12 protein-coding genes are annotated in these 14,968 nt (G+C 70.9%); 11 read left to right on the top strand and 1 reads right to left on the bottom strand.

Features of this window, described 5'->3' with window-relative positions; genetic code table 11:
- Positions 1–107 precede the first annotated feature (107 nt).
- The 4 genes from ABD932_RS33705 to ABD932_RS33690 all read left to right on the top strand — a co-directional run bounded on the left by ABD932_RS33705 (position 108) and on the right by ABD932_RS33690 (position 3,808).
- Positions 108–1,661, top strand: a complete 1,554-nt coding sequence (locus ABD932_RS33705) for a flavin-containing monooxygenase (protein WP_345018697.1) — start codon at positions 108–110, stop codon at positions 1,659–1,661.
- Positions 1,658–2,611, top strand: coding sequence for an alpha/beta fold hydrolase (locus ABD932_RS33700; RefSeq protein WP_345018694.1), 954 nt, complete (start codon positions 1,658–1,660; stop codon positions 2,609–2,611). The genes ABD932_RS33705 and ABD932_RS33700 overlap by 4 nt, the downstream gene beginning before the upstream one ends.
- Complete coding sequence (locus tag ABD932_RS33695) at positions 2,608–3,501, top strand: SDR family oxidoreductase (RefSeq protein WP_345018692.1); 894 nt, start codon at positions 2,608–2,610, stop codon at positions 3,499–3,501. Before ABD932_RS33700 ends, ABD932_RS33695 begins: the two co-directional genes overlap by 4 nt.
- An 88-nt stretch (positions 3,502–3,589) precedes the next feature.
- Positions 3,590–3,808 carry a hypothetical protein gene (locus ABD932_RS33690; RefSeq protein ID WP_345018690.1) on the top strand — a complete coding sequence of 73 codons (219 nt, stop codon included), beginning with the start codon at positions 3,590–3,592 and terminating at the stop codon, positions 3,806–3,808.
- 208 nt (positions 3,809–4,016) lie between these two features.
- Here ABD932_RS33690 and ABD932_RS33685 read toward each other — a convergent pair whose 3' ends face one another.
- A complete protein-coding gene (locus ABD932_RS33685) occupies positions 4,017–7,292 on the bottom strand; it encodes a S41 family peptidase (RefSeq protein ID WP_345018688.1) in 3,276 nt (1,091 codons plus the stop codon).
- Between the two features lie 186 nt (positions 7,293–7,478).
- Here ABD932_RS33685 and ABD932_RS33680 point away from each other — a divergent pair, with 186 nt between their 5' ends.
- From ABD932_RS33680 to ABD932_RS33650, 7 genes are all read left to right on the top strand, one after another.
- Positions 7,479–8,078, top strand: a complete 600-nt coding sequence (locus ABD932_RS33680; RefSeq protein ID WP_345018686.1) for a TetR/AcrR family transcriptional regulator — start codon at positions 7,479–7,481, stop codon at positions 8,076–8,078.
- 199 nt (positions 8,079–8,277) lie between these two features.
- On the top strand, positions 8,278–10,503 hold the full coding sequence (locus ABD932_RS33675; protein ID WP_345018684.1) for an MMPL family transporter: 2,226 nt from the start codon (positions 8,278–8,280) through the stop codon (positions 10,501–10,503).
- Positions 10,504–10,618: 115 nt separating this feature from the next.
- Entirely contained in the window at positions 10,619–10,954 is a 336-nt protein-coding gene (locus ABD932_RS33670) for a CU044_2847 family protein (RefSeq protein WP_345018681.1), read from the top strand.
- Positions 10,951–11,751, top strand: coding sequence for a trypsin-like serine protease (locus ABD932_RS33665; RefSeq protein ID WP_345018678.1), 801 nt, complete (start codon positions 10,951–10,953; stop codon positions 11,749–11,751). Before ABD932_RS33670 ends, ABD932_RS33665 begins: the two co-directional genes overlap by 4 nt.
- Before the next feature lie 1,021 nt (positions 11,752–12,772).
- Entirely contained in the window at positions 12,773–13,525 is a 753-nt protein-coding gene (locus ABD932_RS33660) for an HAD family hydrolase (protein WP_345018823.1), read from the top strand.
- Positions 13,526–13,570: 45 nt separating this feature from the next.
- On the top strand, positions 13,571–14,089 hold the full coding sequence (locus ABD932_RS33655; RefSeq protein ID WP_345018676.1) for a YbaK/EbsC family protein: 519 nt from the start codon (positions 13,571–13,573) through the stop codon (positions 14,087–14,089).
- On the top strand, positions 14,086–14,931 hold the full coding sequence (locus ABD932_RS33650) for an EamA family transporter (RefSeq protein ID WP_345018674.1): 846 nt from the start codon (positions 14,086–14,088) through the stop codon (positions 14,929–14,931). The genes ABD932_RS33655 and ABD932_RS33650 overlap by 4 nt, the downstream gene beginning before the upstream one ends.
- Positions 14,932–14,968 lie beyond the last annotated feature (37 nt).

Here is a 14,968-nt window from a genome sequence, read left to right as displayed (position 1 = left end):
CGACCCCTACCGGTCGGTACGGACCTCCTCTACTCTCCCATTGCGCCAGTGTTCACTGGCGTGGTTCCGGTTGCAGTGTTGTCGTGTTGAAGTGTGGAGGCACAGGCATGGCCGAACGCGAACATGTGCGGGTCGCGGTGGTCGGGTCCGGGTTCGGCGGGCTGGGGGCCGCCGTCCGGCTTCGGCGCGAGGGTGTCACCGACTTCGTCGTCCTGGAGCGGGCCGACAGCGTCGGCGGCACCTGGCGGGACAACAGCTATCCGGGATGCGCGTGCGATGTGCCGTCCCATCTGTACTCGTTCTCCTTCGCGCCCAACCCCGACTGGCCGCGCACCTTCTCCGGGCAGGAGCACATCCGCGCCTACCTGGAGCACGTCACGGACGTCTTCCGGCTGCGCCCCCACATCCGCTTCAACTCGGAGGTGAAGCGGATGACCTGGAACGGCGAGCGGCTGTGCTGGGACATCGAGACCAGCAGCGGCAGTCTGTCGGCCGACCTCGTCGTCTCCGCCACCGGCCCGCTCTCGGACCCGAGGATCCCCGACATCCCCGGGCTGGACACCTTCCCCGGCAAGGTCTTCCACTCCGCCCGCTGGGACCACGACCACGACCTGCGCGGCAAGCGCGTCGCCATGGTCGGCACCGGCGCCTCCGCCATCCAGATCGTGCCGGCCATCCAGCCCGACGTCTCCCGGCTGACCCTCTTCCAGCGCACCCCGCCCTGGGTCATGCCCCGCGTGGACCGCGCCATCAGCGGCGCCGAGCGCTCGCTGCACCGGGCCCTGCCCTTCACCACCCAGCTGCGCCGCGGACTGCTGTGGGGGCTCCGGGAGCTGCAGGTCCAGGCGTTCACCAAGCATCCCAACGAGCTGGGGCTCATCGAGCAGTTGGCCAAGCGGAACATGGGGCGGGCCATCAAGGACCCCGCCCTGCGCGCCAAGCTCACGCCCGACTACCGCATCGGCTGCAAGCGGATCCTGCTGAGCAGCGAGTACTACCCGGCGCTGGCCCGGCCCAACGTGGATGTCGTCGCGAGCGGGCTCAGCGAGATCCGCGGCTCGACCGTCGTGGCCGCCGACGGCAGTGAGGCCGAGGTCGACGTGATCGTCTTCGGCACCGGGTTCCGGGTCACCGACATGCCCATCGCCGAGCGGGTGGTGGGCGCGGACGGCCGGACGCTCGCCGAGGCGTGGAAGGGCGGGATGGAGGCTCTGCGGGGTGCCTCGGCCGCCGGGTTCCCGAACTGGATGACCATCATCGGGCCCAACACCGGACTGGGGAACTCGTCCATGATCCTGATGATCGAGTCCCAGCTGAACTACATGGCCGACTTCGTACGCCAGTTGAACGTCCTGGGCGGGCAGGTCGCCCTCGACGCCCGGCCCAGCGCCGTGCACGCCTGGAACCGGCGGGTGCAGGAGCGCATGAAGCGGACCGTGTGGAACACGGGTGGGTGCACGAGCTGGTACCTCGACGCCAACGGGCGGAACACCACCATCTGGCCCGGTACGACGTCGGAGTTCCGGCGGGCCACGCGGCGGGTGGATCTCGCGGAGTACGCCGTGGTCCGGGCGAGCGGCACGGACAGCACGGACAGCACGGAAGCCAACAACAGCGACGACAGCAACGACAGCAACGAGAACGCGGAGGTGACGGCATGAGCCGTCTCATGCACGTGGCCTCCGGGCCCTACGCCCCACCCGTCCCCGCCCGTGAGCTGACGGCCGAGTCGGCCGACGGCGCCCGGCTGCACATAGAGGTGCACGGACCCGAGAACGCGCCCGCCGTCGTCCTCGCGCACGGCTGGACCTGCTCGACCGCCTTCTGGGCGGCGCAGATACGGGACCTCGCCGTCGACCACCGCGTCATCGCCTACGACCAGCGCGGCCACGGACGCAGCCCGGCCGGCTCCGGCTGCACCGCCGACGGGCTCGCCGACGACCTCGAAGCCGTACTGAAGGCGACCCTCGCACCCGGCGAGCAGGCCGTGATCGCCGGGCACTCCATGGGCGGCATGACGGTGATGGCCGCCGCCACGCGCCCGGCGCTGCGGGAGCACGCCGCCGCCGTCCTGCTCTGCAGCACCGGCGCCTCGCGGCTGGTCGCCGAGTCGACCGTCGTGCCGATCCGGCCCGGTCGGCTGCGGACCTGGCTGACCAAGCACATCCTCGGGTCGCGGGCGCCGCTCGGGCCGGTCACGCCGGTCGCCCGGGCGATCCTCAAGTACGCGACGATGGGCCCCGGTTCGGCCCCGCACATGGTCGAGGCGTGCGCGCGGATCGTGCACGCGTGTCCGCGCAAGGTGCGGTACGCCTGGTCGCAGGTGCTCGATCTGCTCGATCTCGACCACGGCGTACGGGAGTTGGCGGTGCCGACGGCGGTCGTCGTCGGTACGGCGGACAGGCTGACGCCGCCGGTGCACGCCCGTTCGCTGGCCGCCGCGCTGCCCCACTGCCTCGGCGTCACCGAACTGCCCGGCCTCGGGCACATGACGCCGGTCGAGGCGCCCGAGTTGGTGACCGGGAAGATACGGGAGCTCGTCACGACGTACACCCAGGACAGGGCGTACACCCAGGACGAGACCTACACGCAGGTGAAGGAGGGCGCATGAGCAGGGTGAGCCTCGAAGGGCAGGTCGCCGTCGTCACCGGTGCGGCGCGGGGTGTCGGTGAGCTGCTCGCCCGCAAGCTCTCCGCGCGGGGTGCGAAGGTGGCGCTCGTCGGGCTGGAGCCGGACGAGCTCAAGCAGGTCTCCGAGCGGCTGCACAGCGAAAGTGACCACTGGTACGCCGATGTGACGGACCATGAGGCCATGGCCCTGGTGGCGCGGGAGGTCAAGGAGCGGTTCGGGAAGGTCGACATCGTGGTCGCCAACGCGGGGGTCGCGTCCGGTGGGCCGTTCGTCGACTCCGACCCCGAGGCGTGGCGGCGGGTCATCGAGGTCAACCTCATCGGGTCGGCGGTGACGGCCCGGGCGTTTCTGCCGGCGCTGATGGAGAGCCGGGGGTATCTGCTGCAGATCGCCTCGCTGGCCGCCATCACTCCGGCGCCGATGATGACCGCGTACTGCGCGTCCAAGTCGGGTGTGGAGGCGTACGCGCACAGTCTGCGGGCCGAAGTCGGGTACAAGGGCGTGCGGGTGGGGGTCGGGTATCTCTCCTGGACCGACACCGACATGGTGCGCGGGGCCGATCAGGACGATGTCATGCGGGAGTTGAGGAAGCGGCTGCCGTGGCCGTCCAACAAGACGTATCCGCTGGGGCCGGCGGTCGACCGGATCGTGGCCGGGATCGAGCGGCGGTCGAGCCATGTGTACGGGCAGTGGTGGCTGCGCGGGATGCAGGGGGTGCGCGGGTATCTGCCGGGGGTCATCGGGACCGTGGGGCAGCGGGAGATGCGGCGGTTCGCGGACCGGCTGGAGGGGATGCGGACGGGGCTGGTCGGGGCGGGGGGCTCCGCCGATGAGCGGGAGCGAGCTGCGCGGATCACGCCGCGTAACTGATCGACATGCGTGGGGTTATCGCCCGTGTGAATCTGGTCGAGGCCCCAGCGAGGGGCCAACCCCCCACTCACTACGGGAGTGAACCCACATGGGCATGAAGGACCAGTTCCAGGAGAAGTCGGAGCAGCTGAAGCAGCGGGCGAAGCAGCAGCGGCAGCAGGGTCAGGAGGGCCGGCCGGGTCACCCGGGCCAGCCGGGTCAGCCGGGTCAGCCGGAGCGGGGTCGTCAGCGGCCGCAGCGTGAGGATGAGCGCGAGCGCTCGACTCGTGACGACGAGGAGCGGTTCGACCAGGACTACGACCGGTAGTTCTTGCGGTCGGCTCAGCCGATGAAACGCGGGGTACCCCCTGTTTGGTGGGTACCCCGCGTTTTGGCTTGCCTTGAGAGGTGCGTTGTCGGGTGCGGCTGTGTGGGGGCTTGTCGCGCAGTTCCCCGCGCCCCTGGGTTGGCTGGGGTGCCGTGTCTCGAGAGGCGGGACAGCGCCGCGCCCCTGAGGGCGTTGGCCTTGCCCCTGCTCAATTCCTCGGCGGCAATTCCGGCCTCGAGCGGTCCGGGACGTGGGCGTAGTCCGGGGGCGTTGCCGGGGGGTTCGACTCCAGGAGTTTCAGGGCCAGTTCCACCGCGTCCGTCAGTTGGGCGTGGCGGCCCTCCGCCCAGTCCAGTGGGGTGCGGAGGACCTCCAGGTCGGGGGTCACGCCCTTGTTCTCGATGCTCCAGCCGTATGCGTCGAACCACGCCGCGTTCATAGGGACCGTGATCACCGTGCCGTCGCCCAGGCGGTGGCGGCCGGTCATGCCGACCACTCCGCCCCAGGTGCGCTGGCCGACGACCGGGCCCAGCTTGAGGAGCTTGAAGGCTGCCGTGATCATGTCGCCGTCCGAGGAGGTCGCCTCGTCGGCCAGGGCGACGACCGGGCCGCGCGGGGCGTTCGAGGCGTACGACACCGGCTGGGCGTTGCGTGTGAGGTCCCAGCCCAGGATCGTGCGGGTCAGCTTCTCCACGACCAGTTCGCTGATGTGGCCGCCCGCGTTGCCGCGTACGTCGACGATCAGCGCGGGGCGTGACATCTCCATCCGCAGGTCCCGGTTGAACTGGGCCCAGCCCGAGCCGCCCATGTCGGGGATGTGCAGGTAGCCGCAGCGGCCGCCGCTCAACTCCCGGACGACGGCCCGGCGTTTGGCCACCCAGTCCTGGTAGCGCAGGGGGCGTTCGTCGAGCAGCGGGACGACGGCGACCCGGCGTGACCGGCCTGCCTCGCCCTCTGCCGGGCTGAACGTGAGCTCCACCGTCGTGCCGCCTGAGCCGGCCAGCAACGGGTACGGGCCCCTGACCGGGTCCACCGGGCGGCCGTCCACGTGTGTGAGGACCGCTCCTTCGCGGATGCCGGTGCCGGCCAGGGGCGAGCGGGCCTTGGAGTCGGACGACTCGCCGGGGAGGATGCGTCTGACCGTCCAGCCCTCGTCCCTGCGGACCAGGTTGGCGCCCAGCAGGCCCTGCCAGCGCTGGTAGTGGGGCGGGCCCTCGTTGCGGCGGGCGGGGGAGACGTACGCGTGCGAGGTGCCGAGTTCGCCCAGCACCTCTCGCAGGAGGTCCGCGAACTCGTCGGGGGAGGCGACGCGGTCGACCAACGGGCGGTACTGGGCGAGGACTCCGTCCCAGTCGATGCCGCACATGTCCGGCTCCCAGAAGTACGCCCTGATCAGGCGGCCCGCCTCCTCGTACGACTGTCTCCACTCCGCCGTCGGGTCCACCTCGTGCAGGATGCGGCGCAGGTCGATCCACACCGTCGAGTCGCTGTCGCCGGACTCGTTCGCGGGCACCGCCCGCAGGTCGCCCTCGTCGACGACGACCAGGCGGCTGCCGTCCCCGCTCACCGCGAACCAGTCCAGATGGTCGACGAGTTCGGACTTCTTGGCCTTGCTGATGTTGAAGTGTTCGAGGGTCGGCCGACCGGTCGTGTCGTCCGGGTTGGCGAACGTCTCGCCCAGCGCGCCCGAGATCGGCCAGCGCAGCCACACCAGTCCGCCGCCCGCGACCGGGTGCAGCGCGGAGTACTTGGAGGCGGTCACCGGGAAGGGGGTGACCCGGCTCTCCAGGCCCTCGACCTCGATGGTCGTCGCTCCGGCCTCCGAGCCCTCCTCGTCCTCCACCGGGTCAAGGCCGCCGGCCGCCGGGCGGCCCTCGGGGTTGAGGGCGAAGGGGGACGGGGTGGCCGAGGACAGGGGGACCAGGTAGGGGCGGCAGCCCAGCGGGAAGGACAGGTCGCCGGTGTGGACGTCGTACACCGGGTCGAAGCCGCGCCAGGAGAGGAAGGCCAGGTAGCGGCCGTCCCGGGTGAACACGGGGTTCTCGTCCTCGAAGCGGCCGTTGGTGACGTCGACGATCAGGCCGGCTCCTGCCTCTACTCCCGCCCCCTGTCCGGTCCCGGAGATCCGGGCCAGCTTGATCTGGCGGAGGGAGCGGCCGATGCCCGGGTGGGACCAGGTCAGCCAGGTCCCGTCCGGGGAGAAGGCCAGGTCCCGTACGGGTCCGTTGATCGACCGGATCAGCTCCGTGACCTCGCCGTTGGAGTCCTCGGTGACGTCGAGGAGAAGCAGTCGTCCGTCGTGCGCCGCGAGCGCGAGGCGCTCTCCCTTCGGGTCGGCGACCATCTCCAGGACCCGGCCCAGCTCGCCGGAGGCCAGCCGGCGGGGTTCCCGGTCGCCGGTCGCCCGGGGGAGGTAGGCGATCTCGATGGCGTCCTCGCCCTCGGCGTCGGTCACGTACGCGACCTGGCCGACCGAGCCGAGCATTTCAGGGAGCCGGACCCGTACGCCGGGGGTGTCGGTGATGGTGCGGGCCGGGCCGTCCCGGTGGGTGAGCCAGTAGAGGCTGCCGCGTACGACCACGGCGCTCGCGCGGCCCGTCTCGTCCACGGAGATGCCGTCGACGTGCTGGGCGGCCGGCACCTGGTACGTACGTCGTCCCGCGCGCGGCCCGCTCAGCCGTACTTCGAGCTTGCGCGGCTTGGAGTCCGGGGCGAGGTCGTCCACGATCCACAGGTCGCCCGCGCACTGGTACACCACCCGGGTGCCGTCACTGGAGGCGTGCCGGGCGTAGAAGGCGTCGTGGTCGGTGTGGCGGCGCAGGTCGGAGCCGTCGTACGCGCACGAGTAGAGGTTGCCTACGCCCTCGTGGTCGGAGAGGAAGGCGATCCGGCCGCCGACGAACATGGGGGAGTGGAGGTGGCCGCCGTGGCCGCCGATGTCCGCGAGCAGGCGTTCGCCGTGCAGCCAGAGGCGGCCCGTGGCCCCGCCCCGGTACCGCTTCCAGGACGCCGGTTCGTGCGGCGGGGTGCCGGTCAGGAGCAGGGTCTTGCGCTCGCCGTCGATGTCGGCGACCTGGATGTCGGAGCACGGCCCCCAGGGGAGCTTGCGGCCGGGGTCGCCGCCGAGGCTGACCTTGTAGGCCCAGGTGAAGTGGGAGAAGGGCTCACCGTGGGAGGCGACGGCGAGGATGATGCCGTCGGGTGTCCAGCCGCACACCTGGGTGTCCGCCGACCCCCAGTGGGTGAGCTGCTCGCCCGGGCCGCCGTCCACCGGGACCAGGTGGATCTCGGGGACCAGGCTCCGCCAGCTCGTGTACGCGATGTGCCGGCCCTCGGGGCAGAAGCGGGGGTGGCCGGTCTTGGTGCGGTCCACGGTGAGTCGCCAGGCGCGGCCGGGGCCGTCGAGGGGGGCCAGCCACAGGTCGTCCTCGGCCACGAAGCACAGCAGGTCGCCGCTCAGATGCGGTAGGCGCAGGTAGCTCACCTCCCCATGCTTTGCCGGGGGACGGACAGGGGCAAGTCGTGGGAAACGGGGCGCGTGTCGGCGGTCGGTGCCCGTGCGTGACCCAGAACACGGCCGTACGCGAACGAAACCGTTTCGTTTCGAAGGGGGATGCGGTACCTTCGTCGTGTACGAAACCGTGTCGTTCGGAGTGGGAAGGTGAGGACCGTGACCGAGGTGGCAACAGCGCGGCGCAGTCGTATCACCCCCGAGCGCGAGGCCGAGTTGTACGGCGCCGTGCTCGACCTGCTCCGGGAGGTCGGCTACGACGCCCTCACCATGGACGCCGTGGCGGCCCGCACCCGGTCCAGCAAGGCGACGCTCTACCGCCAGTGGGGCGGCAAGCCGGAGCTGGTGGCGAAGGCGATCCGGCACAACAAGCCGGGCAACATCGCCGACGTCGACACCGGGACCCTGCGGGGCGACCTGCAGGCCCTCACCTCGCGTGAGGACGACTGCACCATGCAGCAGAACGCCGCGCTGATGCGGGGTCTGTTCATGGCGGTGCACGCCAACCCGGAGCTCCTGCAGGCCTTCAAGGAACTGCTCATCGAGCCCGAGATGGCGGAGTTCCACCGGGTGGTCCAACGGGCCGTCGACCGCGGCGAGGTACGCGCCGACTGTCCCGCGCTGGACTACGTGGTGCACATGCTCGTCGGCGCGTTCGCCACGCGGACGCTGATCGACGACCGGCCGCCGACGCAGGAGTTCCTCTCCTCGTACATCGACGCCGTGGTCCTCCCCGCCCTCGGCGCACCCGTCGACTGACGAGCTCCGTCGACCGACGAGCTCCGTAACCCGACGAGTTCCGTCAACTGGCAAGTCCCTCCAGCTGACGGGTTCCCCCAGCAAGCCCTCCACCTGACGTAACCGCTCACGTCGTCGGGCTGATCACCCCTGCCCTGGGGCCTGTGCCGGAACCCCGGCCGGGCGCCCCAACCCCACGACCTGACCGGGAGTCGCTCTCGTGGCCACGTTTCTCTACAAACTCGGCCGGCTCGCCTTCAGGCGACGGCACTTCGTCGCCCTCGTATGGGTCGCGCTGCTCGCCCTCGCGGGCGTCGGCGCGGCCAGCGCGCCCAGCGCCGGATCCAGTTCCTTCTCCATCCCCGGCACCGAGGCGCAGAAGGCCTTCGACCTGCTGGACCAGCGCTTCCCGGGCGGCAGCGCGGACGGCGGGACCGCCCGGGTCGTCTTCAAGGCGCCGGACGGGGAGAAGATGACGGACGCCGCCAACAAGGCGACCGTCGAGAAGACCGTCAAGGAGCTGTCCGACGGCTCCGAGGTCGTCTCCGTCGCCGACCCCTACAAGGCGCACGCCGTCAGCAAGGACGGCACGATCGCGTACGCCTCCGTGCGCTACGAGGTCCCCGGCATGGAGCTGACGGACGCCAGCAGGGACGCCCTGGAGGACGCCGGGCAGCAGGCCCGCGACGCCGGGCTGACGGTGGAGATCGGCGGTGACGCGCTCCAGACGACACCGGAGGCGGCCTCCTCCGAGATCATCGGCCTCGCGGTCGCCGCGGTCGTCCTCGTCATCACCTTCGGCTCGCTGATCGCGGCCGGTCTGCCGCTGCTCACCGCGCTGATCGGCGTCGGCATCGGCGTCTCGGTGATCACCGCGCTGGCCAACGCCCTGGACCTCGGCTCCACCACCTCCACCCTGGCCATGATGATCGGCCTCGCGGTCGGCATCGACTACGCCCTGTTCATCGTCTCCCGCTACCGCGCCGAACTCGCCGAGGGCCGCGACCGCGAGGAGGCGGCAGGCCGCGCCACCGGCACCGCGGGCTCCGCGGTGGTCTTCGCCGGCCTCACCGTGGTGATCGCGCTGGTGGGCCTCGCGGTCGTGAACGTCCCGATGCTGACGAAGATGGGTGTCGCCGCGGCGGGCACGGTCGTGATCGCGGTCCTGATCGCGCTGACCATGGTCCCGGCACTGCTCGGCTACGCGGGCCGCAAGGTCAGGCCGACGGGCGAGAAGGGCAGGCTCTTCGGCGGCGGCAGGAAGAAGGCGGCCGCGGACAAGGCCACTTCCGACAAGCCGAACATGGGCACGCGCTGGGCCAGCTTCGTCGTACGCCGCCCCCTGGCCGTCCTCCTGCTCGGCGTCCTCGGCCTCGGTGCCGCCGCCCTTCCGGCGACCTCCCTCGAACTGGGCCTCCCCGACGACGGCTCCCAGCCGACGTCGACGACCCAGCGCCGGGCGTACGACATGCTCTCCGAGGGCTTCGGCCCCGGCTTCAACGGCCCGCTCGTGGTGGTCGTCGACGCGAAGGCGAGCGACGCCCCGAAGGAGGCGGTCACCAAGGTCTCCGACGAGATCAAGGGCCTCAAGGACGTCGTCACGGTGACCCCGGCGACGTACAACAAGTCCGGCGACACGGCGACGATCACCGTGATCCCCGACTCCAAGCCGTCGTCGGTCTCGACTGAGGACCTGGTGCACTCCATCCGTGACGCGGGCACCGGGATCACGGCCGAAACGGATGCGAAAGTGCTGGTCACCGGCACGACCGCGATGAACATCGACTTCTCGCAGAAGCTGAACGACGCGCTGGTGCCGTATCTGATCCTGGTGGTCGGCCTCGCCTTCCTCCTCCTGATCCTCGTCTTCCGCTCGATCCTCGTCCCGCTGAAGGCGGCCCTCGGCTTCCTGCTGAGCGTGCTGGCGGCGCTGGGTGCGGTGGTCGCGGTCTTCCAGTGGGGCTGGCTCGCCGACCTCTTCGGCGTCCAGGAGACCGGCCCGGTCATGTCGATGATGCCGATCTTCATGGTCGGCGTGGTCTTCGGGCTGGCCATGGACTACGAGGTGTTCCTCGTGACGCGGATGCGCGAGGCGTACGTCCACGGCGAGCGGCCCAGCCAGGCCGTGGTGACCGGGTTCCGGCACAGCGCGCGGGTCGTCACGGCGGCGGCGATCATCATGATCGCGGTGTTCTCCGGCTTCATCGGCGCCAGCGAGTCGATGGTCAAGATGATCGGCTTCGGCCTGGCGATCGCGGTCCTCTTCGACGCGTTCGTCGTCCGCATGGCCATCGTCCCGGCCGTCCTCGCCCTGCTCGGCAAGAAGGCCTGGTGGCTCCCGAAGTGGCTGGACCGCGTCCTGCCGAACGTGGACGTGGAGGGCGAGGCCCTGCGCACGGAGGCGGAGGCAGACAAGGACGGTGAGCGGGAGCTGGTGCGCGTCTGACGGGCCGCGATTGAGGTAGGCCGGCCGGTGAGGGCTCCGTGGGGACGGGGTGCCCTCACCGTCGCCCCGACCACTTGGACCCTCTTCGTCGCATCCGTTTCGCTACCCTGAGGCTGTGACGGAGCAACGGGCAACTGACCTGCCCCTGGTGCGAGTTGAGACCGTCGAGCTCAACGGGCACGGAGCGCGGCAGATCGGCGCGAGGACACGCCAGTCCGCGCCCCTGGCCGACCGCCAGGACGAACTGCGGGACGCCATCCGGCAGGCGTCGACCATCGCGCAGGACTCGCTCGCCCAGGTTCCCGAGCGGCACGGCTGGGCCGTCACCAGCGCGGAGGTCACCTTCGGGATCACGCTGGCAGCCGAGGCCGGTGTCATCCTCTCCAAGGCGTCGGCGGAGGCGTCCTTCGAAGTGACGCTCACGGTGGAGCGGACCTCGGGTGCGCCGTGACCGGCGACCAGTACTGGGTGCGGATCAGTGAGGACGGCAGATTTCTGGGCGCCGGGCTCCTCCTGACCCGCGTCTACGTGCTGACGGCCATGCACTGTCTCCGGGAGGCACGCGTGCAGTACGGACGCCTGGATCTCGAACTGGCGGACGGGCGCGCGGTGACCGGCCGGCTGTGCGACTCGGTGAAGGACAGGGACCTCGCCCTCATCCACATCGAGGACGCCCGCCGGTACGACCTGCCCGTCGCCCCGCCGACGGACTGGCCACGGCCGGACGCGCGATGGCGTGGCACCTACTGTCCGCCGGACGAGCAGACACAGCTCAGCGGACGCGTGTCGCACGCGCCCATCACCTACCGCAGCGTCGAGGGCGGCGAGTTCACGGGGATTCAGCTGACCGTGGAACAGGGGCTGGGTGACTATTCGGGGTACTCGGGCAGCCCCGTGGACACCGATCCAGGTGTGGTGGGCATCCTCATGGAGCAGCAGTACAGCCGTGCGGACCCCGCCCAGGGAAGCGAGGTGCTCATCGCCGCGTCCGTACGACATGCCATGGACCTGTTTCCGCACTTCAGCGTGGACTCCCTGCGGAACGGCGGCCACGATCCCACGGAGCCTTGCGAGTCGGCCGAGCAGGCGCCCGAGCGGAACGCGGTACGGGACGTCGAAGTCGTACTGAGGGCGCTGCGTCAGTGGGAGGAAGCCGGCTACATCACGCCGGAGGAAGCACAGGAGCAGCGCGGCCGCACACTGCGGAAGTTCGGCGACCGCGCCCTGGGAGGCGACCCCGATGCCTGAAAGCGCCGTACCGCCGTGGCAGCGCAGGATCGATCTGGCCGAGAGGGCGGTCGGGGGATCCCTGGACGCGGTTGGCTTGCTGCGGCACGAGGTCGACCGGCTCGCCGAGGACGAGCAGTTGCTGAGCACGCCCGCGGACGCGGCTGAGATGTCGTATTTCCTTGCCCTGCTGCGTGAGCTCGGCGACGCGGCCGAGCGGGAGTACGGGGTCGCTCTGGACACGATCAAGCAATGGGTGAACGAGGAACGCGTTCCCGTGGAACACCGGTGCCCGGTCCACAACCGGATCGCCACCGTCCTTGCCGAGAGCGGACACGACTGGGACGCCCGCTGGGCCCTCCGAGGGGCGCTGAAGGCCGCCCGAACGCCCCTTGAGGAGGCCCACACCCTCACTCAACTCGGCGCGGTGTTCGTCCGGCTGCGAGGGCGGGCTGCCGCCCGGGAACACGCCGAACGGGCCGCGCGACTTGCTTCTCAGGCCGATGGCTCGGCGGCTTGGCTCGACGTGCGGATGCGGTCGGCCCATACCTTGTTCCTGATCGAGCGGCCGCTACAGACCCGGGGCAGGGGCCTCGACCTGGTGCGGGAACTGGTGGACCTCTGCGGTCGGCAGATCGACCGCTGGGGGAACGACCATCCCCGGGCGCTGGAAGCCCTCGTGATCATGACCGCGGCGAAGCACGCGGAGGCCGTGGCGGCGCACGACCTGGCAGCCCAGGAGCGGTTGACCGACGCCCTCGCCGTGACGGCCCAACGGTCCGCGAGCCTGCTCGGGGCACGGCACCCCCAGGCCAGGGCCGCACGCGAGGCGCTCCTGGAAGCCCACGAGATCACGAGCCAGGTCAGAGCGGACGAGGAGCGGCGGGAGCAGGACCACCGGGAACGGGCCCGGCGCAGCGAGCGGGAACTGGCCCGGCGGGAGGAAGCGGAACGGGCGAAGGCGCGAGACCAGTCGGCGGCGAACGGTACGAGAACGCAGCCACGGGAGCCGGTGGCGGGGGGTGCGGGTGAGGCGACCGCGATGTTCACCAGTCCGCTGCTCACCGCCGTACCGGAGGATCGGACTCCGCACGACCCGGCCGAGGACCTGCGCGAGGTCATCGCCCGTGCGCGAGTCGTGCTCTGGGACTTCGACGGGCCGATCTGCCGCCTGTTCGCCGGGCATTCGGCGGACTGGGCGGCGGACGGTCTTGTGCGGTGGCTGGAGGCACGGGGCCTGCACGGCCTGTTGACGGATGAGGAACGGGAGGCATTGGACCCGCACGTCGTCCTGCTTGCCGTGGCGCGACGGCATCCCGGCAGCGACCTGGTGCTGGAGCTGGAGGAACGGCTCACCCTGGAGGAGTTGCAGGCCGCGGCCTCGGCGATGCCCACCGCATACGCGGACCCGTTGATTCGCACCTGGACCGCAGCCGGCGTTCGACTCGCCGTCGCCACCGACAACTCCCCCCGTGTCGTGCGTAAGTACCTTGTGTCTCGGGGCCTGCTGTCCTGCTTCGCCTCTCATGTGTACGGCCGCACCCAGAACCTGCACCTGCTCAAACCGAATCCGCACTGCCTCAACCGGGCTCTGGCAGCGATGGGTGCCGGTCCTTCGGACGCGTTGGTCATCGGCAGCACCCCCGCGGACTGCCAAGCCGCCCTCCGGGCCGGCATTCCGTTCCTCGGGTACGCGCGCAACGCCCGTAAGGTCAAGGAGCTCAGGAGCGTCGGCGCCGGACTGGTCGTCGAGTCGCTGGAACAGGTGCTCCGGATCGTCCGCTCGACCGCCTGATAACCCGGTCGCATGCCCGGTACACCCACCGCTAGCGTGCCGTGCATGACGACAGCCGCCACTGAGTCCGAGGGCTTCGGAGCCCACCCCCGTTTCGCCGAAGCCCTGCGTGAGCTGGGGCTGGCCGACCTCCACACCCGGATCCGCCGCTTCCCGGACGCGACCCGTACCGCCGCCGAGGCCGCCGCGGCCATCGGGTGTGAGCTCAGTCAGATCTGCAAGTCGCTGATCTTCGCGGCGGACGGGGAGCCGGTGCTGGTGCTGATGGACGGGGCGTCGCGGGTCGACGTGGAGCTGGTCCGGAAGGAACTCGGCGTCCAGAAGGTCACGCGGGCCAAGGCGGATGTCGTACGGGAGACCACCGGGTACGCCATCGGCGGTGTACCGCCCTTCGGGCACCGTACGCGGACGCGGGTGCTCGCCGACCGGTCGCTGCTGGAGCACGAGGTCGTGTGGGCCGCCGCCGGGAACCCGCACGCGGTCTTCCCCATGGAGCCCAAGGAACTTGTCGCCCATGCCGGCGCCGCCCTGGTGGACGTGCGCGAGCAGCCGCAGACTTCGTGACGCCCCTGGTCACCGCCGCCGTCCTGCTGGCCGCCGTCACGCACGCCAGTTGGAACGCCATCGCCCACAAGATCACGGACAAGCTGGTGGGGTTCACGCTCATCGCGGGCGGCGGGGTGCTCATCGGGCTGGCGCTGATGCCCTTCGGGGCGTTCCCGGCGGCCGGGGCGTGGCCGTATCTCCTGGCGTCGGCCGTCGTTCATATCATCTATTTCGCGCTGCTGATGAAGTCCTTCCGGCTGGGCGACTTCGGGCAGGCCTACCCCATCGCCCGGGGCACCGCGCCGCTCGTGGTCGCCCTGTTCGCCGCCGTGTTCGCGCACGAGGTGCCCAACGGGTGGGCGGCCGCCGGGATCGCCGTGTCGTGCACGGGGCTCGTCGGCGTCGCCCTGTGGGGGCTGCGCGGGCACCGGCCCAACTGGGCCGCGATCGGCGCCGCGTTGGCGACCGGGCTGAGCATCGCGGCGTACACCGTGATCGACGGGCTGGGCGTGCGCGCCTCGGGGTCGTCGCTCGGCTATATCGCCTGGCTGATGGTGGTCGAGGGGCTCGCCATCCCGGCGTACGCCGTCTGGCGCTGGCGCGGGGAGACGGTCGCCGTGCTACGGCCGTTCGCCGTGCTGGGGCTGCTGGGTGCCGCGCTGTCCGTCGCCGCGTACGCGCTGGTCCTGTGGGCTCAGACGAAGGCGGAGTTGGCGCCGATCGCCGCGCTGCGGGAGTCCTCGATCATCGTGGGCGCCGCCATCGGGGCCGTCCTGTTCAAGGAGCGGTTCGGGCGGGCCCGGATCGCGGCGGCGGCGCTGCTGGTGGTGGGCATCGGGATGATGCTGCACGCCAGTTAGGCCGAAGCCCCGGCCGTCGGCCGGGACTTCCGCACCA

The sequence above is a fragment of the Streptomyces shaanxiensis genome (assembly GCF_039537145.1).
Lineage (GTDB): Bacteria > Actinomycetota > Actinomycetes > Streptomycetales > Streptomycetaceae > Streptomyces > Streptomyces shaanxiensis.
The sequence above is the reverse complement of the archived record's forward strand: the minus strand, read 5'-3'. Positions and strand labels throughout refer to the sequence as shown.

Bases quoted from the DNA above. Each gene is read 5' to 3' on its own strand.
- ABD932_RS33705 (WP_345018697.1), top strand. From the start codon at position 108: ATGGCCGAACGCGAACATGTGCGGGTCGCGGTGGTCGGGTCCGGGTTC.
- ABD932_RS33700 (WP_345018694.1), top strand. From the start codon at position 1,658: ATGAGCCGTCTCATGCACGTGGCCTCCGGGCCCTACGCCCCACCCGTC.
- ABD932_RS33695 (WP_345018692.1), top strand. From the start codon at position 2,608: ATGAGCAGGGTGAGCCTCGAAGGGCAGGTCGCCGTCGTCACCGGTGCG.
- ABD932_RS33690 (WP_345018690.1), top strand. From the start codon at position 3,590: ATGGGCATGAAGGACCAGTTCCAGGAGAAGTCGGAGCAGCTGAAGCAG.
- ABD932_RS33660 (WP_345018823.1), top strand. From the start codon at position 12,773: ATGTTCACCAGTCCGCTGCTCACCGCCGTACCGGAGGATCGGACTCCG.
- ABD932_RS33655 (WP_345018676.1), top strand. From the start codon at position 13,571: ATGACGACAGCCGCCACTGAGTCCGAGGGCTTCGGAGCCCACCCCCGT.